This is a genomic window from Streptomyces hawaiiensis (assembly GCF_004803895.1).
GTDB classification, from domain to species: domain Bacteria; phylum Actinomycetota; class Actinomycetes; order Streptomycetales; family Streptomycetaceae; genus Streptomyces; species Streptomyces hawaiiensis.
The window spans coordinates 4063546-4086916 of record NZ_CP021978.1; the positions used below are offsets into that span (position 1 = coordinate 4063546).

The following is a 23371-nucleotide window of genomic DNA, read 5'->3' on the forward strand; positions in this document are numbered from 1 at the left end:
TCTTTGTGCCCAGCCCGCTGGTCGGCGAGTTTGTGCTCAGCCGGCCGGTCGGCGAGCCAGCTGTACAAACAGGAGTTCAATCCGCCAAGCCCAACAAGCATTCGGCGGCACCCCCTGCCGCCTTGTCGGACTTCGCCATCGACGATTGGTGGCGGGGCATCGATTCATGCGCAGATGGTGAGTTGCCGACATGTTCGAGGTCTGGAGAAAAACTTGAACGTCACCTCGCTCGAGGTTTCGCAGGTCCCGGTTGCGCGGCAGCAGCCTCAGTGGGGGGACCCGGCCCAGGCCAAGCAGGTCAGGGATGCGCTGGCGGCCCTTCCTCCGCTCGTGGAGGCCACATCTCTGAGCAGGCTCCGGGGGTTACTCGCCGGAGTCGCCGCCGGGCAGGCACAGGTGGTGCAGGCGGGTGACTGCGCGGAAGACCCGACGGAGTGCACCGCGGGTGACGTGGAGCGGAAAGTGGGACTCCTCAACGTGCTCGCCGGCGTCATGAGCGCGATCACTCATCAGCCGGTGGTGCGGGTGGGCCGGATCGGAGGCCAGTACGCCAAACCCCGGTCGGCACGCACCGAGTGGGTCGGCGGCGTGGAACTCCCGGTGTACCGGGGCCACATGGTGAACGGTCCAGAGCCGGATCCGGAAGCACGGCGGCCTGACCCCCAGCGCCTGCTGGCGGGCTACCGGGCGGCGAGCCAGGTCATGGCCAACCTCGCCCCGACGCCACGGGCGCGCATCGAGCCGGCGGTGTGGACCAGCCACGAGGCTCTGCTCCTCGACTACGAGATCCCGATGCTGCGTCGGGATCGGGAAGGTCGGCTCGCGCTGACTTCCACTCATTGGCCGTGGATCGGCGAGCGGACCCGCCAGCCCGAGGGAGCCCACGTCGCGCTGCTGGCAGATGTGGTCAACCCGGTCGCGTGCAAGGTCGGGCCCCGTATGACGGTCGCCGAGCTGCTCGAGTTGTGCGCACGGCTCGACCCTGGACAGGAACCGGGCCGGCTCACCCTGATCGCCCGGATGGGTGCTGACGAGACGACGGATTCATTACCGCCGCTGGTCCAGGCCGTGCGCGCCGCCGGACACCCGGTGATCTGGCTGGTCGACCCCATGCACGCCAACACCGTGACCACCGTCGAGGGACGCAAGACCCGAGTCGTGGAGACGATCATCCGGGAGGTCACGGCGTTCCAGGCCGCCGTGCGCACAGCCGGCGGAATACCGGGTGGGATACACCTGGAGGCCACGCCCGACGACGTGACCGAATGCGTCGACGCCCACTCCGGAACCGACCGGATCGGCCGGAATTACACGACGTTGTGCGACCCGCGACTCAACCCTCGCCAGGCGGTATCGGTGGTCTCGGCCTGGCAGACGCAGCGGATGATGGACCGGGCCGAGGGAGAACCGTGCCGGGCATAGCGCCGATCCCCGCCTACCCACTGCCGACGGCGGCTGAACTGCCCACCTGTACGGCGCGGTGGACACCCGACCCGAGCCGCGCGGCCCTGCTCGTGCACGACATGCAGCGATACTTCCTCGCGCCCTTCCCCCGGGGGTGCGCGACCCCCTGGTGCGCCACTGCGCGCAGCTGCGGGAGCGGTGCGCCGAGCTCGGGGTCCCCGTGTTCTACACCGCGCAACCCGGGGGCATGACGGACGAGGACCGCGGCCTGCTCAAGGACTTCTGGGGTCCGGGCATGAGGGTGGACCCCGTCGACCGTCAGATCGTCACGGAGCTCGCACCCCGGCCGGGGGACCAGGTGCTCACCAAGTGGCGCTACAGCGCGTTCTTCCGCTCGGACCTGCTGGCGCAGCTGCGTGACCGTGGCCTCGACCAGCTGATCGTCTGCGGGGTGTACGCACACGTCGGTGTGCTGGCCACAGCCCTGGAGGCGTTCACCAACGACATCCAGTCGTTCCTGGTCGCCGACGCGGTCGGCGACTTCTCCGCCGACTACCACCGGCTGGCCCTGGACTACGCGGCCACTCGCTGCTCGGTGGTCACCACCACCGAGGAGGTCTTCCGATGAACTCGACGCAGCTGCTCGAGCTCGTGCTGGGCCCCGATCCGGGTCCCTTCGCCCTGCTGCACCGCCCCGAGGTCCTGGGACCGGACCGTGTGGAGATCCTGCTGGGCCGGGTCAGCACCCCGGCCCGGCTCGCCGACATCCCGGTGGCCGACCGGACCGGGCAGCCCGGCGAGGCCCGGCACGAGACGCTGGTCCTGGTGCCCCACCAGCAGATCACCGAGCGCGGCTTCGCCGCTGTCGAGGACGGCTCACCGCTGCTCGCGATGGAGGTGACCGACCACGGGCAGATCAGCGCGTCCGACGCGCTGAGGGCCCTGCCGGACGAGCCGATCACCCTGACAGGCGGGCGCTTCGACACCGACGACGAGGCGTACGCGGACACCGTCCGCGCCGTGCTCGACAACGAGATAGGCACGGGAGAGGGCTCGAACTTCGTCATCAAGCGCTCGTTCGTCGCCGGCATCACCGGCTACTCGACACGCAGCGCACTGAGCCTGTTCCGCCGGCTGCTCACCCGGGAGAGCGGCGCCTACTGGACCTTCCTCGTGCACACCGGCACGCGCACCTTCGTCGGTGCCACACCGGAGCGCCACGTCAGCCTGCGCGACGGTGTCGCGGCGATGACCCCGATCAGCGGTACCTACCGCTACCCGGCCACGGGACCGGTCCTGTCGGAGGTCATGGAGTTCCTCACCGACGGCAAGGAGACCGACGAGCTGTACATGGTCCTCGACGAGGAACTCAAGATGATGGCCCGGGTCTGCCAGGGCGGAGGCCGCGTGACGGGGCCGTTCCTGCGGGAGATGGCCTGGCTCGCGCACACCGAGTACGTCATCGAGGGGCGCAGCGACCTCGACCCCCGGGACATCCTGCGGGAGACCATGTTCGCCCCTACCGTGACCGGCAGCCCGCTCGAGAACGCCTGCCGGGTGATCGCCCGCTACGAGCCGCGCGGCCGCGGGTACTACGGAGGCGTCGCGGCCCTCATCGGCCATGACGCCGGCGGCGGGCGCACCATGGACTCGGCCATCCTCATCCGTACCGCGGACATACAGACCCCGGATGCCGACGGCACCGGTCACGTCGAGGTCGGCGTGGGCGCGACCCTGGTCCGGCACTCCGCCCCGGACGCCGAGGTCGCCGAGACCCGCACCAAGGCCGCGGGCGTGCTCGCGGCGCTGGGCGCCGACGAACGGCTCGAAGCACACCCGCTGATCCAGGAGGCGCTGGGGAGACGCAACGAGACGATCGCGAACTTCTGGCTCAGCGACGCCGCGAAGCGTGCGCAGCCCCATCCGGTGCTGGAGGGCCGTCGGGCGCTGGTCGTCGATGGCGAGGACACCTTCAGCGCGATGCTGGCCCACCAACTGCGCGCCATCGGGCTGACCGTGGAGCTCAGCGGCTTCGACGTGCCTCACCGCTTCGACGACCACGACCTGGTGGTCATGGGCCCCGGCCCCGGCGACCCGCGGGACACCGACCACCCCAGGATGGCCCGGCTCACCTCGGCCATCGAGGAGCTGCTGTCCCGGCGCACCCCCTTCCTGGCCGTCTGCCTGAGCCATCAGCTGCTCTGTCGGCACCTCGGGCTCGAGCTGCGCCGCCGGGACGTCCCGAACCAGGGCACCCAGCGCGAGATCGACCTGTTCGGCTCGCGCGAACGAGTGGGCTTCTACAACTCCTACTCGGCCCGCGCACGAACCGACCGGCTGGAGTGCCCCGGCGTCGGCGAGGTGAAGGTCTGCCTCGACGCCGGCACGGACGAGGTGCACGCCCTGCGCGGGCCGCACTTCGGCTCGGTGCAGTTCCACCTGGAGTCCGTGCTCACCCAGGACAGCGAGCGCGTCCTGACCGAACTCCTCGTACCGCTGATGGAGACCGCGGAGGTACTGAACGCATGAAAGCCACCATCTCCTGGTGGGACCTCACCGGGTCCGGCCAGAGCATCGACTCCTTACGCGTCTATCTGCGCGACGAGGGCGTCGAGCCGTGGACGGAGATCCCCGGAATGCGGTTGAAGTTCTGGATCTCCGACCGGGCGACCAACCGCTGGGGCGCCGTGGTGCTGTGGGATTCCGATGCCGACCCGACGGCACCGCTGCCGCCGAACCGGGCCGCCGAACTCATCGGATTCCCGCCGACCGTCCGGATGATGTCCGACGTCGAGGCCATCGTCGAAGGTCTCCACTCCGGCCAGCCGGCCGAACGCGGCCTGGCCTTCGAACCCACCGGGAAGGCATCGTGAGCACATCGGCCCGGTCCCGGACCACTGAAGAGTTCAGCGCCCCTCCCTCCGAACCGATGGAGCTGCTCCAGGCCTGGTTCGACAGCGCCGTCGCGGACGCCGTCCGCGAACCGGGCGCACTGGCGCTGGCCACTGTCGATTCCCACGGCCGCGCCTCGAACCGGATCGTCCAGGTACTCAAGGTCCGTACGACGGGTCTGGTGTTCGCCAGCCACTCCGACAGCCGCAAGGGCCGGGACCTGGCCAGGACGGGCTGGGCGTCCGGCGTCTTCTACTGGCGCGAGGCCGCCCGCCAGGTGAGCGTGAGCGGCCCGACCCGTCCGCTGCCCGCCGAGGAGTCCGAGGCCCTGTGGGCGGCCCGGCCCGTCGGCACGCACCCGATGTCGGTGGCGGCGCACCAGAGCGCGCCACTGCTGGACGAGGACGCGCTGCGCAAGCAGGCGCGGGAACTGGGCCGGGACGGTACGGCGCTGCCCCGCCCGGACCGCTGGCTGGGCTATCTGCTGGAGCCGGCGTACGTGGAGTTCTGGCAGGCCGACCCGGAAGACCGACTGCACCAGCGGCTGCGTTACGAGCGCGACGGTTCCGGCTGGCGTACGGATCGGCTCCAACCCTGACCGTGCCCCGGATCGCGGACTGGACAGGAAGAGAAGAAGGGCAAGTCGATGTGTGGAATGACAGGTTGGGTCTCGTTCGACCGGGACCTGACGCAGCAGCGCGCGCAACTGGACGCGATGACGCAGACCATGGCCTGCCGGGGACCGGACGCCGAAGGCGTCTGGCTCGACCGGCACGCGGCGCTCGGCCATCGAAGGCTGGCGGTCATCGACATCGAGGGTGGCACCCAGCCCATGTCGGTGCCCACCGACGACGGCCCGGTGACGATCGTCTACACCGGTGAGGTCTACAACTACACCGAGCTCAGGGGTGAGTTGCTCCGTCGGGGGCATCGGTTCGAGACCCGCAGTGACACCGAGGTCGTGCTCCATGGCTACCTGGAGTGGGGCGAAGCGGTCGCCGAACGGCTCAACGGCATGTTCGCGTTCGCCGTCTGGGACTCCAGGGCCGAGAAGCTCGTGCTGATCCGTGACCGGATGGGCGTCAAGCCGCTCTACTACTCCAGCACCGACGACGGGGTGATGTTCGGCTCCGAGCCGAAGGCGATCCTCGCCAACCCGCTGGCGGACCGCGCCGTCGACCTCGCCGGACTGCGGGAGCTGGTCAGCTTCACCCAGACCCCGGGCAGCGCGGTGTGGTGCGGGATGAACGAGGTGGTCCCGGGCGGTCTGGTCACCGTCGACCGCTCCGGCCTGCGCGAGCACCGCTACTGGACGCTGTCCACCCGTCCGCACACCGACGACCGCAAGACCACCATCGCCACGGTGCGCGAACTGCTCGAGGACATCGTCAGCCGCCAGCTGGTCTCCGACGTCCCGCGCTGCACCCTGCTCTCCGGCGGCCTGGACTCCAGTGCCATCACCGCACTGGCCGCGGCCAAGCTCGGCCGGCCCGGGGAGCACGGCGAGCCCGGCGAGAAGGTGCGCAGCTTCGCGGTGGACTTCGCCGGACGGGAGAACGACTTCGTCGCCGACGAACTGCGTGCCACGACGGACGCCCCGTACGCGCTCGAGGTGGCCGCGCACGTCGGCTCGCAGCACGAGTCCATCGTGCTCGACCATGCCGCGATCGCCGATCCGGCGGTGCGCCGGGCCGTCATCACCGCGCGGGACAGTCCGCTCAGTCTCGGCGACATGGACAATTCGCTCTACCTGCTGTTCAAGGCCATCCGGGAGCAGTCCACGGTCGCGCTGTCCGGGGAGTCCGCCGACGAGGTCTTCGGCGGGTACAGGTGGTTCTTCCAGCCGGAGGCCCAGGCCGCGCAGACCTTCCCGTGGATGGCTGTCTTCGTCAGTGGCGCGCGGGCCCAGGTGTCCGACCGGTTCAACGCCGACATCACAGCCGCCCTCGATCTGCCCGCCTACATCCGCGACCGGTACTCCGACGCGGTCGGCGAGGTCGAACGGGCAGAGGGCGAGAGCGACCACGAGATGCGGATGCGGGTGATGTGCTACCTGCACCTGACCCGCTTCGTCCGGATGCTCCTGGAGCGCAAGGACCGGATCAGCATGGCCGTCGGCCTGGAGGTCCGGGTCCCCTTCTGTGACCACCGCCTCGTGGAGTACGTCTACAACACCCCCTGGTCGCTGAAGACCTTCGACGGCAGGGAGAAGAGCCTGCTGCGCGCCGCGACCGCCGACCTGCTGCCCGAGTCGGTGCTGAACCGGGTGAAGGCTCCCTACCCCGCCACGCTGGACCCGGCCTACACCGGTGCGCTGTTGCAGCAGTCCAAGGAGCTGCTCACGACCGACGACCCGGTCTTCGGTCTGGTCGACCGCAGCTGGCTGGAGGACATCACGCGGCAGGACTCGGCCACGATGCCGATCGACGTCCGCAACGGCATGGAGCGCGTACTCGACCTGAGCACCTGGCTGGACCTCTACCGGCCCGAGCTACGGCTCTGACGCGGTGTCCGGCCGCATCCGGTCAGTGAGGAGCGGCCGGCCGCGCACCCACGTCATTGTCCACGCCCGGACCACGGATTGAGGAACCCGACATGAAAACGGAAGACGCCAAGCCCGAGGGGCGCGAGAGCGACCTCGACCTGCGCGCCCGGCACCGTGCCGTCGTCGCGGACTACATGAGCCGCAAGGGCGAGAACCGGCTGACGCGCTACCTGCTCTTCACCGAGGACGGCAGCGCCGGCCTGTGGACCAGCGACACCGGCGAACCGATCAACTCGCAGGGACACGCGAAGCTCAAGGCGCACGGTGAGTGGTCGCTGCGCATGTTCCCCGACTGGGAGTGGAAGAACGTCGAGATCTTCGAGACACAAGATCCCAACCGGTTCTGGGTCGAGTGTGACGGAGAGGGACAGATCCTCTACCCGGCCTATCCGCCCGGCCACTACAGGAACCACTTCATCCACTCGTTCCTGTTCGAAGACGGCAGGATAAAGCAGCAGCGCGAGTTCATGAACCCGTTCCAGCAGCTGCGTGCACTGGGCATCGAGGTGCCGAAGATCAATCGCGGCGGGATCCCCACGTAGGGACTGGACTTCCCGGCACTTCCACCGTTCGTACTCACAGCAAGGAGCATCAGGTGGGATCTCGGCTCAATCCGTACATCGCCTTCGACGGGAACGCCCGGCAGGCGATGGAGTTCTACCACGACATCCTCGGCGGGAAGCTGGAGTTGGGCACGTTCAGCGACTTCGGTTCGTCGGAGTCGCCCGACCCCGAGAAGATCATGCACGCCACGCTCAGCACTGCGGACGGTTTCACGGTGATGGCGTGGGACGTCCCGGAGCGGGTCCCCTTCAACCCGGGGACCAACGTCGCGCTCTACCTCGGCGGCGACGACGCCGGCCTGCGCTCGTACTTCGAGAAGCTGTCCGTCGGCGGAACCGTGGCGATGCCCCTCAAGAAGCAGATCTGGGGCGACGAGGCCGGCACGCTCGTGGACCAGTTCGGGATCACCTGGATGTTCAACATCACGCAGCAGCAGCCCTGATCGCCCGCGGGGCCGCTGCGGTCAAAGGGGCGTGGAACCGATGACGGACGAGTTGGACGACAGGCTGGACCGGATCGGACGGCACCCCTTCCGCGCGAAGTTCCGGCTGCGCGGAAGGGATCGCGCGGTGGTCGACCTGCGCGGCATCACGACCGTCCGCAAGCATGCCGGGGAGCTGATCGGGCGGAGGCTGGCGCCGGCCGAACCGCGCAACGACGGCCGTCAGACGCCCTACCGAGGACACCCCGTGTTCGTCGCCCAGCACGCCACCGCGACGTGCTGCCGTACCTGCCTCGCGCGCTGGCACGGCATCCCCGCCGGGCACGCGCTCGACGACGCCGAGCGGGCCTACGTCGTGGAGGCGATCTGCCGCTGGATCGTGAAGCAGTACGCCCCTCATCACCCGCCGCTGTGACGGAGACGAGGCCGCACCGCCGGCCGACAGGTGAGGGGCGAAGGACAAGTCGGGCGAAGTGGGCCGACCGGCGTTGGCCGGGAGGCCGGGACGGTGAGGATTCAATGACAGTGGATGTGCAGGCCACTCGAGACGTGGTCGACATCATCACCGGAGGATGGAGAGCGCAGGCGCTCTACACCGCGGTCAAACTCGGACTGCCGGACCACGTCGAGGCCGGCCGTGACACCGATGCCGAACTGGCCAAGGCGACCGGGGCGAACGAGCAGGGCATCCACCGTCTGATGCGTCTGCTGGTGGCCATGGGCATATTCGAGGGCAGCGGGTCCACCGGCTACCGCGGTACCCGGGTGAGCGCTGCCCTTCTCGAAGGCCCCCAGTCCCTGAGCGACATGTGCCTGCTGTACGGCGAGGAGTTCTACTCCGCCTGGGGTCACGCCCACCACGCGATCAGCACGAAGAGCTCCGGATTCGAAGTCGCCTACGGCCGGTCGTTCTACGAGTACCTGGGGCAGGACGTGGCCACCGCCCGTCGGTTCCAGCTCACCATGAACGCCGCGAGCATGTTCTTCCACCAGGTACCCGAGGTCTTCGACTTCTCCGGCAAGAAGGTCGTGGACGTGGGTGGTGGCGGCGGACATCTGCTCGCCACGATCCTCGGTGCCACGCCGGACGCCGAAGGCACGCTCTACGACCGGGAGCACATGGTCCCCAAAGCGCGTGAGCACCTGTCCGCCACCGTCGGCCTCGACCGGGCCGAGGTCGTCGGGGGCGACATGTTCCAGGGTGTCCCGGCGGGCGGGGACGTCTACATCCTCTGCCGGGTGCTGGCCGGTCACGACGACGAAGCCGTCGTCGGTGTCTTCGAGCACTGCCGCCGCGCCATGGCCGGCTCCTCCTCCCGGCTGTTGATCCTCGACCGGTTCGTCGAGGACGAGAACTCCAGCGTGCTGCCTGCCCTGTGGGACCTTCACCTTCTGATGACGACGGGCGGCGAGCACCGCACCGTCGACCGGATCACCCGGCTGTTGAGCCGCGCAGGCCTGGAGGTCACCGGGACCGCGGAGCTGCCCATGGAGACGACCGCCCTGATCTGCACACCGCGCACCACGTAACAGCGGGCGGGCACGGAGAGAACGTGCCCGGGCGATTTCACCGCTCGGGGGCGGGAGGCAACCGCCGACCCGGGCACGAGCAACAGCGCGAACAGGAGATCCACGGTGGTCAAGTTGGCAACGATCGGCGTCTACGGCTTCGACGGCGATTCCTTCCTGGAACGACTACGGCAGGCAGACGTGCGCCTGCTGTTCGACATACGTCAGCGGCGCGGGGTGCGCGGCCCGGACTACGCCTGGGCGAACTCACTGCGGCTGCAGGCGGCCCTCACCGAGGCCGGGATCGCCTACCGGCACCACCGGGAACTCGCCCCGACCACCGAACTGCGTCACCTCCAGTACGCCGAGGACGACCGCCAAGGGGTCGGCAAGCGCTCCCGCCGCGAGCTCGCCGTCGAGTACAGCCGCCGCTACACGGCCGAGATCCTCGACCCTGTGGACCTCGATGCGATCGTGGCGGCGCTGCCGAGCGACGGCATCGCGACGTTGTTCTGCGTCGAGCGCGACCCCGAGGCGTGCCACCGGTCGCTGGTGGCCCAACGGCTGGCGGAGCAGCACCACGTCACCGTCGAACACCTGAGGCCGTTGTGACGGACGGCATTCTTCGGGCCCTCACACCGCACCCACGGATCGCGGTGTTCGCCGGACCGACGGCGACGATCCTGAACACACCGGACCTGGTCACGTCGAACAAGGCCCGCGCACGACATGGACTGCCGCTCCGTCCCGCCCAGTTCGACGTGCTGCGTCCCCAACGGCTCGCGGCACCCGTCACGGTGTACATCGAGGCGTTCAGCGCGCACCCGCTCGAACGGGACGCGGCCGACCTGTACGCCCCGCCGGACGGCTGGCTCGACGAGAACGGCACGTTCCAGACGGAGCAGCCGACCGGCGACGCCACCCCGGTGTACGTCGTCGAACTCGATCCCGCCGACGGTCTCTACCCCCTTCCCTACATGGGGAGGCAGGCGGACGGATCCGCCTGGGAGGAGACCTCGACGGCACCGTACGCGCCACCAGGAGCCGCCCGGCAGACGTTCTACCCCGACGCCCGCCGCCTCTACGAGGAGATCGAGCGTTTCGGGCTCGCCGACCACGGCACCCCCGTCGAGCTCGGCTCCCTCGCCGACTTCGCGTTCTTCCGCGCCGCTCCGTCCGGCGGCTACACCACGGGTCCCGAAGCCGAGCGCCTCGGGCAGGACTTCTTCGTCTACTACCCGTACCACCTCCAGAGCGAGCCCGGTCTGGCACACCTCGCCCAGGCGACCAACCAGGTCCAGACCGTCCTCGCCACGGGAGAGTTCGCCGGCGTTCAGTGGCTCGAGGGCAGCCCGACGGTCGACGAGACCCTGTACTGGCTCGGACTGCTGGTCGACACGAAGGTGCCGCTGGTCGGACACCCGGCGCAGCGCCGCCACCAGTCCCTGAGCGCGGACGGCGACCGCAACGTGGTGGACGGCGTGAAGTTCATCGCGTCGGGCGTCGCCCTGGACGAGCGGGGTGAGAACCGCGTCGGTGCCTGCGTGATCGTCGATGAACTCGTCTACTCGGCCCGGGACGTGACCAAGGTCGACGCCCGGCCGGGCGGATACGAGGTCACCGGTGGTCACGGAGGAGTGGTCGCCGACCTCGGCGGCTACGGCCCCCCGCAGCTCACCTATCTCCCCGCCCGCAGGCACACCCACCGCTCGGAGCTGCGTCTGACGGTGCTCCCCGAGCGAGTGGCCGGCGTCGCCGGGAGCCTGGATTCGGGCGTGTTCCCGGTCGAAGTGGAAACGAAGGACGCCGAGGGGCTCGTACCCGCCGCCATGCCGCACGTCTCGATCACCAAGTACAGCCGCTACGCGGCGACGGGGACCGGCACCGGCAGCCCGCCCGTGGCCGAGGAGGAGGTCGAGATCCTCGCCCGGATCGACGCCAACCTCGCCCGTGCGCCCCTCTCCGGATTCGTCTGCGAAGGCATGTCTCCGTTCGGGATGGCCGATCCGACGAGGAACGCGGCGCTGAGCGTGGCCCTCTTCGCCGGCATGCCGGTGGTCCGCACGGGCCGCGGCAATACCGGTGGCATGGCGTACCGCACCGACCCGACGTTCATCTCGGGCAACAACCTCACGGCCACCAAGGCGCGCATGCTCCTGATGGCGGCACTGCTCAAGTTCGGTGCCCTGCCCCCGGCCGTGGACCCCTTCAACCCGACCCTCGACGAGCGTGCGGCCACCGAGAAGGCGGTCGCCCGGTACCAGGCCCTGTTCGACACCCACTGAGCCCTGGCGTCCGGCGAACGATGTCCGGACCCGTCCCTGTGAGAACGGAACCCATGGGTACATACGAGTACGTGGTGGCCGACGTCTTCACCGACGCCCCTCTGGAAGGAAACCCGACCGCGGTCTTCCTGGACGCTTCCGGTCTCTCCGCCGAGCGCATGCAGCAGATCGCGCGGGAGATGCACTTGTCGGAGACCGTCTTCGTGCTCCCCGCGCAGGACGACGGCGACGTACGAGTCCGCATCTTCACGCCGGTGAACGAGCTGCCGTTCGCCGGACATCCCACCCTGGGAACGGCAGTGGTGCTCGGCGAGTCGCACGACGCGAAGGAACTCCGGATGGAGACCGCCAAGGGCACTGTGGCGTTCGAACTCGAGCGTGATGACGACGGCCGCACCATCGCGGCCGGCATGTGGCAACCCCTCCCGACCTGGGAACCCTACGACCGTGCGGACGAACTGCTCACCGCTCTCGACCTGGTGCCCACCGGCAGTACCCTGCCGGTCGAGGTCTACGACAACGGGCCGCGGCACGTCTTCGTCGGCCTGGACGGTGTGGCCGCGCTCTCGGCCCTGGAGCCGGACCAGAGGATCCTCGCGAGGCTGCCCGACATGGCCGCCAACTGCTTCGCGGGATCAGGGACTCGATGGCGGCTGCGCATGTTCTCACCCGCCTACGGCGTGGTCGAGGACGCGGCCACAGGCTCGGCCGCCGGCTCGCTCCCGGTACATTTGGCCCGGCACGGGCTGATCCCGTTCGGGGAGTGGATCGAGATCCGCCAGGGGGTGGAGATGGGCCGTCCTTCGACGATGCGCGCTCGCGCGACGGGGACGCCGGATCGGATCGATTCCGTCCAGGTGGCGGGCTCCGCCGTGGTCGTCGCCCGGGGCACGCTGTACGCGTAGCCGCCGAGAACGCGTTTGAGTGACCTGTCCACAGAGGAAGGGCCGCCGATTGTGTCCAGCAGAACACCGTCCCCAGACCGTCCTGAGCCACGACCGGTCAGCCGGGCCGCGGCGAGCCGCGGCGGCCGAAGTCCTCGGCCCGCCTGCCGCCGCCCCCGACGGCACGGCGCGCCCCGTGCCGAAGGCCGGGTGACGTGATGGCCGTTGAGGAGGACGGGCTGTTCGCGTTACCGGCACGGGACAGCCCTCCGCCCGCCGAGGCCGTACGGGCCGACGCGCCTCTGGCGGTACGGATGCGGCCGCGCACGCTCGCCGAGGTCGTGGGCCACGCGCAACTGCTGCGGGTCGGCGCACCCCTGCGGCGGCTGGCCGAGGGCGGAGACACGGCGTCGGTACTGCTTTTCGGCCCGCCCGGCACCGGGAAGACAACCCTCGCACGGCTGCTCGCCGACGTCGGCTCCCGGCACTTCGTCGCCCTCTCGGCGCTGTCCAGCGGAGTCAAGGAACTGCGCGACGTGATGAACGACGCGCGCCATCGCCGCGACCGTCAGAACCGGCAGACCGTGCTGTTCATCGACGAGGTGCACCGCTTCTCCAAGACCCAGCAGGACGCGCTCCTCGGCGCCGTGGAGGACGGGCTCGTGCTGCTCGTCGCCGCCACCACCGAGAACCCGTCGTTCTCGGTGGTGGCCCCGCTGCTCTCACGCCTGCTGGTCCTGCAGCTCCAGCCCCTGACCGAGGACGATGTCCGCGAGCTGCTGCGCCGCGCCGTGAAGGACGAACGTGGCCTCGACGGCGCGGTCACCCTGTCTCCCGAGGCCGAGGACGCCCTCGTACGCCTCGCGGCCGGCGACGCCCGCAGCGCGCTGACCGCCCTGGAGGCGAGCGCCGGCGGGGTGACCGACACCGGTGGCACGGTGATCGACCTGTCCTCGGTGGAGCGGGCCGTCGCCGAGACGACCGTCCGCTACGACCGGCAGGGCGACCAGCACCACGACACGGTCAGCGCGTTCATCAAGTCGATCCGCGGCTCGGACCCGGACGCCGCCCTGCACTACCTGGCCCGCATGCTGGTGGCCGGGGAGGATCCGCGGTTCATCGCGCGGCGGCTGGTGGTGCACGCCAGTGAGGATGTCGGGCTGGCCGATCCCACGGCACTGCAGGCCGCCGTCGCGGCGGCGCAGACGGTCCAGCTCATCGGCATGCCCGAGGCCCGCCTCGCCCTGGCACAGGCCACCGTGCATCTGGCCATGGCACCGAAGTCGAACACGGTGATCGTCGGGATTGACGAGGCGATGGCCGACGTCCGTGCGGGCGCCGTCGGCGAGATCCCCGCCCACCTGCGGTACAGCCGTTACGCGGGCGCCAGGGAAAGGGGCCACGGGGTGGGCTACCGATACCCCCACAGGACCCCGGAAGGGGTTCTGGAGCAGCAATACCCGCCGGACGACCTGGTGGGGAAGGACTACTACCGTCCCACTCAGCGCGGCGGGGAGCGCGTCCTGCACGAGCGCCTCAGCAATCTCCGCCGTGCCGTCCGCGGAGAGGAGAGGTAGCGCCGGGGAAACGCGTGGCCCGCGGCCTGCTCGCCGAGCGCCGACCTCACCGGGGTGAGGTCGGCGGCGTTGCCATGCTGGTCAGCTCACGCGACGGCGGTGCCCTCCAGCTCGACCATCTGGCCGGGGATCGCCAGGCGGGTCACGCCGAGCATGGTGGTGGTCGGCGAGACCTGGGCGGCGCCCAGCCGGCCCGCCAGCACACCGTAGTGCTGGAAGAGCAGGTCGACGTCGGTCGTGTAGACGTTGAGCCGGACGAGGTTCGAGAGCGACATGCCGGCCTCGGCGAGCACCGCCTCGATGTTGTCGATGCTCAGCGCCAGCTGCGCCGCCATGTCGCCGTCATGCTCGGGCTTCCCCTCCTTGCTCATCGCGGTCTGCCCCGAGATGTACAGGGTTCGGGAGTGGCCGGAGACGACCTCACCCTGGTTGAAGCCCATCTCGACCGACCACGTCACCGGGTTGACCGCGTTACGTTCCATTGCCGACTCGCTCCATCCGTTCGGTTCACTGGTGTGCGAATGTCAACGCCTCGGCATGCGCCGGGCTTCGACGTCGCGCAAATGGAGCCTCCCAGCAAATCACGACATCCTTGGTCATGTATTTCGTTAGGGTTTCCGTATGCGCGCCGATCGGCTGGTCTCCCTGGTGCTCCTGCTGCGTCAGCGTGGTCGGATGACCGCGGAGACGCTGGCCACCGAGCTGGAGGTGTCCACCCGCACGGTGCTGCGCGACATCGAGGCGCTGTCCGCGGCCGGCGTCCCGGTCTATGCCGAGCGCGGCAGGCACGGCGGTTTCTCTCTGTTGCCCGATTTTCAGACGGCGCTCACCGGGCTGAATCACGACGAGGCGCTCGCCCTGCTCGTGGCCGGATCGCGGCGCGGCGCCCAGCTGTTCGGCCTCGGTTCGGCGCTCGCCTCGGCCATGCTCAAGGTGGTCGACGCGTTGCCCGAGGGTCTGCGCGACACCGCCGCCGATGCGGCGCGGCGATTACTCATCGACCCGGAGACCGACCTCCTCTCGCGCCGCGTGGCCATCGAGGAGGTGCCCGACGCCATCGCGGCCGAGGTCCGGCGGGCGGTGTTGGCCGGACACAAGCTGCGCATCCACTACAAGGCGGTGGACCAGCCCCCGAAGTGGCGCACGGTCGACCCGATCGGCCTGGTCACCGTACGTGAACAGGGTTACCTGCTGGCCAACCGAGCCGGCGAGGACCGCACCTACCGGCTGTCCCGGGTGCTGGCCGCCGAGGAACTCGACGAGCCCGCCCAGCGACCGGCGACCGTCGACCTGGACCGGGCCTGGCAGGAACGCAACGCCCGGTTCCGGACCGGCGGCGACAAGGTCGCCGTCCTGGTACGAGTTGACCCGGTGCGGCGGGAACACCTGGTCGGCACCGCCCTGGCCGTCTGCGCCGAGGAGGCCGACGCGGACGGCTGGCTGCGGCTGAATGTGATCTTCCAAGATGCGCGGCATGCCGAATGGGCCCTGTGGCAGCACGCCAACGACGCGGAAGTCCTGGCCCCGCAGTGGCTGCGCACCTCCCTGGGCAACCGCGCCTCCACGGTCGCTGCCCGCTACGGCCCGTCCTCCTGAGGGGCCGGTGCCCCGTTCCGATTGCGGCAGCTGGATCCGTCGCCGCACCGGATCCCGCATGGGACGTCGTACGCCGCCCGACGCCCTGCGTGACGTCCCCGGACCGCCCCACGCCGCCTGGCCCGCCCGAGGAGGGCGAACCGAACGCCTGAACCTCGCCTCGCCCTCTGGCGGCCGAGCCGTTCGCTCAGCCCCCGACGATGCAAAAGGGATGCCCCGCCGGATCCGTGAGCACGCGCCACCTGCCCACGTTCGGCTGATGCTCCGGCCTGCCCGCCCCCAACGCCACCAGCCGCGTCTCGGCCTCGTCCAGGTCCGCCACCCTGAAGCAGCAGTGCAGCTGCTGAGGAATCTCCTGGTCGGGCCAGCTCGGTGCCCGGTAGCCGTCGACCCGCTGAAAGCCGAGGGAGAGTCCGCCCTCGCTGCCCAGGGAGGCGAAGTCGGCGTTCGACTTCGGATGGAGTTCCAGCCCAGTGGCCCGCTGATAGAACGCCGCGAGTGCCAGCGGATCAGCGCAGTCCAGGGTTATCGCACTCAACTTCATCCGGCGAGCACCTCCTGACAGTCCGCCCAGGCGGGTTGGCTCAGCAGGGGACGGATGCGGTAGGGGAGACAGGCACAGGGTGGAGACCTTCCAGCCGTGGTCGGGTCGGCGACCATCAAATCGGTGGACGGACCGGGCCGGCAATCGATTTGATCCGCATGGTGACGACTCCACAGCAAGCCCTGGTCCGGTCCGCTGCCCGCAACAACGCCGAGTGGTGTGCGGCGATGTGCCGGGCTCATGGCGTGGTGGGCGAGTTCGGTGTCGAGGCCTGGGTTGCTGCGGGGCGGACGCCGCTGTACTACCCCGACGCGGTGACGTTGGACCCCGGCGCCGACCGGGAGGCGCTCCTGGCGCGGGTCGACACGGCAGTACCCGGCGCCTCGGTCAAGGACAGCTTCGCCGATCTCGATCTGACGGAGGCGGGGTTCCGGGTGCTGTTCGATGCACAGTGGATCCATCGCCCGGCGGGCGCGGCGCCCCGTGCCGCGCCGGAGCCGGCGGGTCTCGCATGGGACGTGGTGGGTGATCGGGACGCGCTGCGGACCTGGGCACTTGCTTGGGAGGACGGGAGTGGCGACGCGGGCCTCTTCCGGGCCGGGCTGCTCGCCGACCCGGAGACCTTCGTGATCTCGGGGCGGTCCGCGGGCGGACGTGTCGTCGTCGGAGCGGTGGCCACACGTAGTGAGCGGGTGGTCGGTGTGTCCAACGTCTTCGGACCGCCCCACACTGCCTGGCCCCTCGTCCTGCACGCGGCCGGCCGGCTCTTCCCCGACCTGCCCGTCGTGGGCTACGAGCAGGGCGACGACCTGGCGGCCGCCCTCCGGTACGGCTTCGAGGCCGTCGGGCCGCTCCGGGTGTGGACACACGCCGGGTAGCCGCAGCTACTGCGGCTTGTACGCCAGGAACGTGCCGACCTGCCTCTTCGTCGCTCCCTCCGGTTCCTGCACCACCCGCGTCGTGACCACCAGGCCGGCCCGGTGCAGGAGTGCGGCGATGCGTTCCGGCGGGAGCAGGTACGACTCGTAGGACACCGGGTGGTCGCCGTAGGCGTGGGTCGGGCGGAGGTGCTCGTCGTTGCCGACATGGCCGGCCAGCATCAGCCGGCCGCCGGGTGCGAGGGTGCGGTGGAACTCGGAGAAGACGGTCGGCAGCCACTGCGGCGGGGTGTGGTGGGTGGCGTAGTACGCGAGGATGCCGCCGAGCTCGCCGTCGGGGATGTCCAGCGCGGTCATCGAGCCGACGGTGAAGCGGAGTTCCGGGTACGCCGCCCGGGCCAGCTCGATCATCCTCGGCGACACGTCCACGCCGAACGCCGGTACCCCGAGGGCGGCCAGATGCGCCGTCACCTTGCCGGGGCCGCAGCCCAGGTCGGCGACCGGCCCGGCGTGCGGGGGCCGTACGAGGTCGGCGAACGCGGCCAGCATCGCGCGGGACACCGGGTCCAGGTCGGCCGGTTCCTTGACGCGTCGGGCGTAGTCGGCGGCGACGGTGTCGTAGGACTCGCGGACGGCGGTGAGGTGGGAGGGCTCGGTCATGCCGCGAACTTAGGCGACAGCAGTGGGACAACCCGTACTCCGACGCCAGTACGCCGGATTACTCCCGCCGTGAGACGACCCCGCGGCCCCCGTTCGGCAGGGTGTTCGGCGTGGAGACGAATACCGAACAGAAGCCGGCGACGTCGAGGAAGCCGCGCCCGCGCCCGTCGCCGAGACTCGGCCGCTCGGCCCGCCGGGCCGCCGTCGTCGTGCACGTCACCTCCGCCGCCGGCTGGCTCGGGCTCACGCTCGGGCTGCTCGCGCTCGGGATCACCGCGACCACCACCGGGTCCGCCGTGACCGTGGAGGCCTCCGTGCGGGCCATGAAGCTCTTCGCCGACTGGCTCCTGCTCCCCGTCGCGTTCCTCACGCTGCTCAGCGGCCTGCTGCTGTCGCTGGGCACGGTGTGGGGCCTGGCCAGGTACCGGTGGGTGTACACGAAGTTCTGGCTGACCCTCGCCACGGTCACCGCCACGGTCTTCGCGCTGCGTCCCGGGGTGAACTCCGCGGTCGCCGCCGTCGCCGCGGGCGGGCCGCTGCCGGACGCCGGTGACGTGCTGTTCGGACCGGTCGTGTCGCTGTCCGCCTACCTGTTCATGACGGCGATCTCCGTCCTGAAGCCCTGGGGGACGACCCGCCGGGGCAAGAGACTGAAGGCATCCATGTGATTTGCCTAAAGCTATTAGGCAAATGCACACTCTCTTAAGGCATAAGGGAGGAGCCTCATGGCACGTGTAGGACTGACGCCGGAGCGTCTTACCGAGGCCGGCGCGGAGCTGGCCGACGAGATCGGCTTCGAGCAGGTCACCGTCTCGGAACTGGCCCGGCGGTTCGACGTCAAGGTCGCGAGCCTGTACTCGCACGTGCGCAACTCCCAGGACCTGAAGACCAGGATCGCCCTGCTCGCCCTCACGGAACTCGCCGACCGGGCCGCCGACGCCCTGGCCGGGCGGGCCGGCAAGGACGCCCTGGCCGCCCTCGCGAACGTGTACCGCGACTACGCCCGGGAACACCCCGGCCGCTACGCCGCGGCCCAGCTGCGGCTCGACCCGCGGACGGCGGCCGCGAGCGCCGGCGTCCGGCACGCCCAAATGACCCGGGCGCTGCTGCGCGGCTACGACCTGACGGAGCCGGACCAGACCCACGCGGTCCGGCTGCTCGGCAGCGTCTTCCACGGCTACGTCAGCCTGGAGCTCGGCGGCGGTTTCAGCCACAGCGCCCCGGACACCGAGGAGACCTGGGCCCGGATCCTCGACGCCCTCGACACGCTGCTGCGGAACTGGCCCGCGGCCCCCACCGATCCCCGAGGCTGACACCCATGCACACCGAGCACGACTGGATCACCACACCCCTCACGGCGGACCTGCTGCGCGGCGCCCTCGACGTGGAGCGCACCGAGCACGGTCTGCTCCCCCACCGGCTCCCCGCCCGGGCCCGCGCGCAGAACACCAACGCGCAGCTGGCGATGGCCGAGGCCCAGCCCTCGGGCGTACGCCTGGCGTTCCGTACCGCCGCGACCACCATCGAGCTGGACACGCTGCGCACCAAGCGCGACTACACCGGGTTCCCGCCGCGCCCGGACGGGCTGTACGACCTGCTCGTCGACGGCGTCCCGGCCGGCCAGGCCGCCGGGACCGGCGGCAACGTCCTCACCGTCGACCTGGCCACCTGGGAGGGCGAGGTCGCGCCGGGCCCGGTCGGCACCGTCCGCTTCACGGGCCTGCCCGCACGGGACAAGGACGTCGAGATCTGGCTGCCGCACAACGAGACCACCGAGCTGGTCGCCCTGCGCACGGACGCGCCCGTCGCGCCCGCGCCGGACCGGGGCCGCCGGGTGTGGCTGCACCACGGCAGCTCGATCAGCCACGGCTCGGACGCCGCGAGCCCCACGGCCATCTGGCCCGCGATCGCCGCGTTGCGCGGCGGCGTGGAGCTGACCAACCTCGGCCTGGGCGGCAGCGCGATGCTCGACCCGTTCACCGCGCGCGCCATGCGGGACACCCCGGCGGACCTGATCAGCGTGAAGATGGGCATCAACATCGTCAACCAGGACGCGATGCGGCTGCGCACCTTCGGTCCCGCCGTGCACGGCTTCCTCGACACGATCCGCGACGGCCACCCGGACACCCCGCTGCTGCTCGTCTCCCCCATCCACTGCGCCATCCACGAGGACACACCCGGCCCCACCGCCCCGGACCACGACGAGATCGGCAAGGGCCGCCTGGTCTTCTCCGCCATGGGCGACCCGGCGGAGACGCCCACCGGCAAGCTCACCCTCACCGTCATCCGCGAGGAACTGTCCCGCATCGTCAGGCAGCGCGCCGCCGACGACCCGAATCTCCACTACCTGGACGGCCTCGCCCTCTACGGCGCGAAGGACGCCACCACCCTCCCCCTGCCCGACAACGTCCACCCGGACGCCACCACCCACGACCACATCGGCACCCGCTTCCACGAACTGGCCTTCACGAGGGGAGGCCCCTTCTCGGAAGAGGGGTGAGGGAACAGGGACGGCCGACTTGGTGCCCGGGAGGGGGATGACGCCGCGTGCGAACACCGGGAAGCGCATGTCCCGGGCCTCGGCGAGGTCGCGGATCAGCCCGTCGGCGACGAACGCGGTGATGCCCCGGTGCCGGGCCACGCCGCAGACGTTGCCGCCGGTCAGGGCGTGGTCCAGGTCGCCCGGCTCCACGACGACGACCGAGCCGGGGCCGGCCCGGTGGATCGCGGCGTGCCGCATCGGGTTGTCGCCGGGAGGGCACCGTACGGTGATGGCCGGTCCGGCCGCCCGGGGCACCGGCCCCCACAGCGGCCGGATCCCGAAGGCCATGACCTGCTCGCGGCCCAGCAGGTCGGCCAGGGTGGTCGTCAGCCGTGGCGCGGACCCTGACCACCGCTCACTAGAAGGGCAGCGGCCTCCCGCGCACCACCTCCAGCCGGGACACCGCCCGCGTCAGTACCACGTACAGCCGGTGCAGCCCCCGTTCCTCCGCCTCGGCGATCGCCGCCGGCTCGACGGCCACGACATGGTCGTACTCGAGGCCCTTGACCACGCTCGCCGGCACCAGGGCGACCCGCGCGCCGAGTTCGTCCGGGCCCGCCGCCTCGATGCCGGCCGCGTCCAGCGCCGCCCGCACCCGGGAGACGTCCGCGTCCGCCGCGACGACCCCGACCGAGCCTTCCCGCCCCAGCGCGTCCCGTACGGCCGCCACGACCGCCCCGGGTACGCCGTCCTCGGTCGTCTCCCGCATCCGCAACTCCCCGTCCCCGCGCAGCGAACGGGCCGCCGGCACGTCCACGTCCAGCCGTTCCAGCAGCCGGTTGGCGAGGCCGACGACAGCCTGCGGCACCCGGAACCCGGTGGTCAGGGCGACCACGGCCGCGTCCGGTTTCCCCAGGTGCGCGAGGACCGCGGGCCATGCCCGCGCCGCCCACGGCGTCGTCCCCTGCGCCAGATCGCCCAGCACCGTCAGCGAACCGAAGCGGGCCCGGCGGGCGACGGCCCGGCACTCCATCGGGGACAGATCCTGCGCCTCGTCGACGACGACATGCCCGTACCCCTCCGGGTGCCCGATCAGCCCGGCCACCTCGTCGAGCAGCACCAGATCGGCGGCCGACCAGCGCGCCGACTTCCACGACCGGGGCGGCCGCTCCCACCGCAGCGCCCGCTGCTCACCGGCATCGAGCAGCCCGTCCGCGGCAGCCGCCAGCGCCCCCTCGCCGGTGAGCAGTTCGGCCACCACCTCCTCGGGCCGCACCCGCGGCCACACGGCGTCGACGTACGCCGACACCGGCCGCGACCGCTCGACCCGCCGCACCCAGGCGTTGGGGGGCGGCCCCGCCCGCCGCTCGACCTGTTCGCGCAGGCACCCGACGATCCGCGCCCGCACCCGCTCCCGCCCGACCCCGTACGGCGGTTCCTCCTGCCGTACCCGGGCCACGATCCGCGCCAGTACCCCCTCCGGCACCCGCCACCGGTACGAGCCGTCCGGCACGGCGAGCGCGCCCGCCCCCTCGGCGCGCACCCTCGCGTACAGCGCCCGCCGCAGCACCTCGGCCATCCGGGCGTCGTGCTTCACGACGGCCGCCGGCTCGTCGTCCACACCCCGGACCGGCCAACGCGCGATCTCCTCCCCCAGGGTCGACTGCCGCACCCCGGTCTCGCCGAGGGCCGGCAGCACCTCGGAGATGTACGACAGGAACGTGCGGTTGGGCCCGAGGATCAGCAGACCGCCGCGCCGGATGCGCTGCGGGTACGTGTAGAGCAGGTATGCGGCCCGGTGCAGCCCGACGGCGGTCTTGCCGGTGCCCGGCGCGCCCTGCACGCACACCGAGACCGCCAGATCCCCCCGTACGAGGTCGTCCTGCTCGGGCTGGATCGTCGCGGCGATGTCCCGCATGGGCCCGACCCGGGGCCGCTCGATCTCCCGGGCGACGATCTCGCTGTCGCGCGTCTCCCCCTGCTCCAGGTGCTCGTCCTCCAGGCCGGTGAGGTCCCGGGAGTCGCCCCGGCTCCCCGGCGCCCATCCGAACCGGCGTCGTACGGCGACGCCCTGCGGGCCCCGGGCCGAGGCCTGGTAGAAGGCGCGCGAGACGGGTGCGCGCCAGTCGACGACGAGGGGCGGTTCGGCCGGGTGCTCGGAGACCCGCAGCCGCCCGATGTGCAACTGCCCCTCCGCGCCCTGAAGGGCTCCGAAGAACAACGGCCCCTCGGGCAGTTCCCGCAGCGCCTTCGCCCGGCTGCGCAGCCGGTACCCGAGGACCTCGGCATCGGCCCCGGACGCGGACACGTCCTCCCCGGTGACGACCTGTTCACCGGCGCCCTCGACCATCGCGGCGAGGGCGGTCCGGCAGCGCTCGTGGTGGACGCGTTCCTTGTCGAGGACGTGGTGAAGGGCAGGCTCGGTCGAGGTCATTCCACCGAGCGTACGCGAAAACGTAACCGAGTTAAATAAATTACCGAGCCTCGCCCTGGAGGTGCGGCGGCAGTCCGGCCGCGAGCCGGCCGAACGCCCGCTCCGCCGCCGCGACCGCGTCCGGCCGCACGTCCGCCACCCGCTCCCCCGCCGCGATCCGCCGCCAGTTCTCCAGCGCGAGCACCCGCAGCACGGCCATGATCTGCCCGGCCGCCAGCCGCGCGTCCAGATCACCCCCGAGCACCTCGGCCAGCGCGGCCTCCGACCGCTCCTGGTGCGTGTGCGCCCGGGCGACCAGGGAGGGCGTCCCGTAGAGCAGTGCGTGAAAGGCGAGCACGCCGGGATGGTCGTTGAGCCCGGTCACGGGGTCCCCCCGCTCCAGCCCCTCCAGGAAATGCCGCCGCAACGCCTCCACGGGCGGCTCCTGCGCCCCCGCCACCACCCGGGCGGCCTCGCCCTCGTGGTCGGCGATCCGGTACAGCACCAGATCCTCCTTGGCGGGGAAGTACCGGAACAGCGTCGGCTTCGAGATCTCGGCCGCTGCCGCGACCTCGGCGACGGACACCGCGTCGAACCCCTTCTCCATGAAGAGGCGCACGGCGATGTCCGACACGGTCTCGTACATCCGCTGCTTCTTGCGCTCACGCAGGCCGGGCTCACTCATGGGGGGAGCCT

At 70.9% G+C, this 23371-nt stretch carries 23 protein-coding genes and 2 pseudogenes; 19 read left to right on the forward strand and 6 right to left on the reverse strand.

Going from position 1 to position 23371, the window contains the following annotated elements; all coding sequences use genetic code 11:
• The first annotated feature begins 213 nt into the window (after positions 1–213).
• The 14 genes and pseudogenes from CEB94_RS18615 (at position 214) to CEB94_RS18680 (ending at position 14102) form a co-directional block, all read left to right on the forward strand.
• On the forward strand, positions 214–1422 hold the full coding sequence (locus CEB94_RS18615) for a 3-deoxy-7-phosphoheptulonate synthase (protein ID WP_175433316.1): 1209 nt from the start codon (positions 214–216) through the stop codon (positions 1420–1422).
• Positions 1410–2032 (forward strand): annotated as a pseudogene (locus CEB94_RS18620) (isochorismatase family protein). The gene CEB94_RS18615 and the pseudogene CEB94_RS18620 overlap by 13 nt, the downstream one beginning before the upstream one ends.
• Positions 2029–3933 (forward strand): anthranilate synthase family protein, encoded by a 1905-nt coding sequence (locus tag CEB94_RS18625; protein ID WP_175433317.1) that lies wholly within the window; start codon positions 2029–2031, stop codon positions 3931–3933. Before CEB94_RS18620 ends, CEB94_RS18625 begins: the two are co-directional and overlap by 4 nt.
• A complete protein-coding gene (locus CEB94_RS18630) occupies positions 3930–4277 on the forward strand; it encodes a hypothetical protein (RefSeq protein WP_175433318.1) in 348 nt (115 codons plus the stop codon). The genes CEB94_RS18625 and CEB94_RS18630 overlap by 4 nt, the downstream gene beginning before the upstream one ends.
• On the forward strand, positions 4274–4894 hold the full coding sequence (phzG, locus tag CEB94_RS18635; protein WP_175433319.1) for a phenazine biosynthesis FMN-dependent oxidase PhzG: 621 nt from the start codon (positions 4274–4276) through the stop codon (positions 4892–4894). Before CEB94_RS18630 ends, phzG begins: the two co-directional genes overlap by 4 nt.
• A gap of 48 nt (positions 4895–4942) precedes the next feature.
• Positions 4943–6799, forward strand: a complete 1857-nt coding sequence (gene asnB, locus CEB94_RS18640) for an asparagine synthase (glutamine-hydrolyzing) (RefSeq protein ID WP_175433320.1) — start codon at positions 4943–4945, stop codon at positions 6797–6799.
• Positions 6800–6891: 92 nt separating this feature from the next.
• Positions 6892–7383, forward strand: coding sequence for a PhzA/PhzB family protein (locus CEB94_RS18645; RefSeq protein WP_175433321.1), 492 nt, complete (start codon positions 6892–6894; stop codon positions 7381–7383).
• Positions 7384–7436: 53 nt separating this feature from the next.
• Positions 7437–7847 carry a VOC family protein gene (locus CEB94_RS18650; RefSeq protein ID WP_175433322.1) on the forward strand — a complete coding sequence of 137 codons (411 nt, stop codon included), beginning with the start codon at positions 7437–7439 and terminating at the stop codon, positions 7845–7847.
• 40 nt (positions 7848–7887) lie between these two features.
• Entirely contained in the window at positions 7888–8262 is a 375-nt protein-coding gene (locus tag CEB94_RS18655; RefSeq protein ID WP_175433323.1) for a DUF4186 domain-containing protein, read from the forward strand.
• Positions 8263–8378: 116 nt separating this feature from the next.
• Positions 8379–9377, forward strand: a complete 999-nt coding sequence (locus CEB94_RS18660) for an acetylserotonin O-methyltransferase (protein WP_246111839.1) — start codon at positions 8379–8381, stop codon at positions 9375–9377.
• A 105-nt stretch (positions 9378–9482) separates the two neighbouring features.
• On the forward strand, positions 9483–9968 hold the full coding sequence (locus CEB94_RS18665) for a DUF488 domain-containing protein (protein WP_175433325.1): 486 nt from the start codon (positions 9483–9485) through the stop codon (positions 9966–9968).
• A gap of 44 nt (positions 9969–10012) precedes the next feature.
• Positions 10013–11641 (forward strand): asparaginase domain-containing protein, encoded by a 1629-nt coding sequence (locus tag CEB94_RS18670; protein ID WP_175433326.1) that lies wholly within the window; start codon positions 10013–10015, stop codon positions 11639–11641.
• Between the two features lie 53 nt (positions 11642–11694).
• On the forward strand, positions 11695–12546 hold the full coding sequence (locus tag CEB94_RS18675; RefSeq protein ID WP_175433327.1) for a PhzF family phenazine biosynthesis protein: 852 nt from the start codon (positions 11695–11697) through the stop codon (positions 12544–12546).
• A 197-nt stretch (positions 12547–12743) separates the two neighbouring features.
• Positions 12744–14102 (forward strand): replication-associated recombination protein A, encoded by a 1359-nt coding sequence (locus CEB94_RS18680; protein WP_175433328.1) that lies wholly within the window; start codon positions 12744–12746, stop codon positions 14100–14102.
• An 86-nt stretch (positions 14103–14188) separates the two neighbouring features.
• Here CEB94_RS18680 and CEB94_RS18685 read toward each other — a convergent pair whose 3' ends face one another.
• Positions 14189–14584, reverse strand: a complete 396-nt coding sequence (locus tag CEB94_RS18685; RefSeq protein ID WP_175433329.1) for a RidA family protein — start codon at positions 14582–14584, stop codon at positions 14189–14191.
• A 139-nt stretch (positions 14585–14723) separates the two neighbouring features.
• Here CEB94_RS18685 and CEB94_RS18690 point away from each other — a divergent pair, with 139 nt between their 5' ends.
• Positions 14724–15698, forward strand: a complete 975-nt coding sequence (locus tag CEB94_RS18690) for a helix-turn-helix transcriptional regulator (RefSeq protein ID WP_175433330.1) — start codon at positions 14724–14726, stop codon at positions 15696–15698.
• 187 nt (positions 15699–15885) lie between these two features.
• Here the strand turns inward: CEB94_RS18690 and CEB94_RS18695 are convergent, their stop codons facing one another.
• The gene (locus tag CEB94_RS18695; RefSeq protein WP_175433331.1) at positions 15886–16242 is read right to left on the reverse strand and encodes a VOC family protein; all 357 of its coding nucleotides are present in this window, start codon (positions 16240–16242) and stop codon (positions 15886–15888) included.
• Between the two features lie 158 nt (positions 16243–16400).
• Between CEB94_RS18695 and CEB94_RS18700 the strand changes: the two genes are divergently transcribed.
• The gene (locus CEB94_RS18700; RefSeq protein WP_425472461.1) at positions 16401–17120 is read left to right on the forward strand and encodes a hypothetical protein; all 720 of its coding nucleotides are present in this window, start codon (positions 16401–16403) and stop codon (positions 17118–17120) included.
• Positions 17121–17126: 6 nt separating this feature from the next.
• Here CEB94_RS18700 and CEB94_RS18705 read toward each other — a convergent pair whose 3' ends face one another.
• Positions 17127–17780: a class I SAM-dependent methyltransferase gene (locus CEB94_RS18705; RefSeq protein ID WP_175433332.1), complete on the reverse strand. Its 654-nt coding sequence runs from the start codon at positions 17778–17780 to the stop codon at positions 17127–17129.
• 209 nt (positions 17781–17989) lie between these two features.
• On the opposite strand from CEB94_RS18705, the gene CEB94_RS18710 reads away from it, so the two are divergent.
• From CEB94_RS18710 to CEB94_RS18720, 3 genes are read left to right on the forward strand one after another with little or no spacing between them, the layout of a single operon-like run.
• The gene (locus CEB94_RS18710) at positions 17990–18448 is read left to right on the forward strand and encodes a DUF2269 domain-containing protein (protein WP_175437058.1); all 459 of its coding nucleotides are present in this window, start codon (positions 17990–17992) and stop codon (positions 18446–18448) included.
• Between the two features lie 57 nt (positions 18449–18505).
• Entirely contained in the window at positions 18506–19093 is a 588-nt protein-coding gene (locus tag CEB94_RS18715; protein ID WP_175433333.1) for a TetR/AcrR family transcriptional regulator, read from the forward strand.
• A 5-nt stretch (positions 19094–19098) separates the two neighbouring features.
• Positions 19099–20280 (forward strand): GDSL-type esterase/lipase family protein, encoded by a 1182-nt coding sequence (locus CEB94_RS18720; RefSeq protein WP_175433334.1) that lies wholly within the window; start codon positions 19099–19101, stop codon positions 20278–20280.
• Here the strand turns inward: CEB94_RS18720 and CEB94_RS18725 are convergent.
• From CEB94_RS18725 to CEB94_RS18735, 3 genes and pseudogenes are all read right to left on the reverse strand, one after another.
• Positions 20209–20652, reverse strand: a pseudogene (locus CEB94_RS18725) (RraA family protein); the annotation flags it as partial. The gene CEB94_RS18720 and the pseudogene CEB94_RS18725 overlap by 72 nt on opposite strands.
• A 28-nt stretch (positions 20653–20680) precedes the next feature.
• Positions 20681–22696, reverse strand: coding sequence for a HelD family protein (locus CEB94_RS18730; RefSeq protein WP_175433335.1), 2016 nt, complete (start codon positions 22694–22696; stop codon positions 20681–20683).
• Positions 22697–22736: 40 nt separating this feature from the next.
• Positions 22737–23360: a TetR family transcriptional regulator gene (locus CEB94_RS18735; protein ID WP_175433336.1), complete on the reverse strand. Its 624-nt coding sequence runs from the start codon at positions 23358–23360 to the stop codon at positions 22737–22739.
• Between the last annotated feature and the right edge of the window lie 11 nt (positions 23361–23371).

What these genes read in the sequence shown, in the direction of transcription:
- CEB94_RS18715 (WP_175433333.1), top strand. Translation starts at nt 18,506, where the DNA reads ATGGCACGTGTAGGACTGACGCCGGAGCGTCTTACCGAGGCCGGCGCG.
- CEB94_RS18680 (WP_175433328.1), top strand. Translation starts at nt 12,744, where the DNA reads ATGGCCGTTGAGGAGGACGGGCTGTTCGCGTTACCGGCACGGGACAGC.
- CEB94_RS18625 (WP_175433317.1), top strand. Translation starts at nt 2,029, where the DNA reads ATGAACTCGACGCAGCTGCTCGAGCTCGTGCTGGGCCCCGATCCGGGT.
- CEB94_RS18700 (WP_425472461.1), top strand. Translation starts at nt 16,401, where the DNA reads ATGGTGACGACTCCACAGCAAGCCCTGGTCCGGTCCGCTGCCCGCAAC.
- CEB94_RS18705 (WP_175433332.1), bottom strand. Translation starts at nt 17,780, where the DNA reads ATGACCGAGCCCTCCCACCTCACCGCCGTCCGCGAGTCCTACGACACC.
- CEB94_RS18730 (WP_175433335.1), bottom strand. Translation starts at nt 22,696, where the DNA reads ATGACCTCGACCGAGCCTGCCCTTCACCACGTCCTCGACAAGGAACGC.
- CEB94_RS18690 (WP_175433330.1), top strand. Translation starts at nt 14,724, where the DNA reads ATGCGCGCCGATCGGCTGGTCTCCCTGGTGCTCCTGCTGCGTCAGCGT.
- CEB94_RS18675 (WP_175433327.1), top strand. Translation starts at nt 11,695, where the DNA reads ATGGGTACATACGAGTACGTGGTGGCCGACGTCTTCACCGACGCCCCT.
- asnB (WP_175433320.1), top strand. Translation starts at nt 4,943, where the DNA reads ATGTGTGGAATGACAGGTTGGGTCTCGTTCGACCGGGACCTGACGCAG.
- CEB94_RS18645 (WP_175433321.1), top strand. Translation starts at nt 6,892, where the DNA reads ATGAAAACGGAAGACGCCAAGCCCGAGGGGCGCGAGAGCGACCTCGAC.
- CEB94_RS18685 (WP_175433329.1), bottom strand. Translation starts at nt 14,584, where the DNA reads ATGGAACGTAACGCGGTCAACCCGGTGACGTGGTCGGTCGAGATGGGC.
- CEB94_RS18630 (WP_175433318.1), top strand. Translation starts at nt 3,930, where the DNA reads ATGAAAGCCACCATCTCCTGGTGGGACCTCACCGGGTCCGGCCAGAGC.
- CEB94_RS18735 (WP_175433336.1), bottom strand. Translation starts at nt 23,360, where the DNA reads ATGAGTGAGCCCGGCCTGCGTGAGCGCAAGAAGCAGCGGATGTACGAG.
- CEB94_RS18720 (WP_175433334.1), top strand. Translation starts at nt 19,099, where the DNA reads ATGCACACCGAGCACGACTGGATCACCACACCCCTCACGGCGGACCTG.
- CEB94_RS18695 (WP_175433331.1), bottom strand. Translation starts at nt 16,242, where the DNA reads ATGAAGTTGAGTGCGATAACCCTGGACTGCGCTGATCCGCTGGCACTC.
- CEB94_RS18655 (WP_175433323.1), top strand. Translation starts at nt 7,888, where the DNA reads ATGACGGACGAGTTGGACGACAGGCTGGACCGGATCGGACGGCACCCC.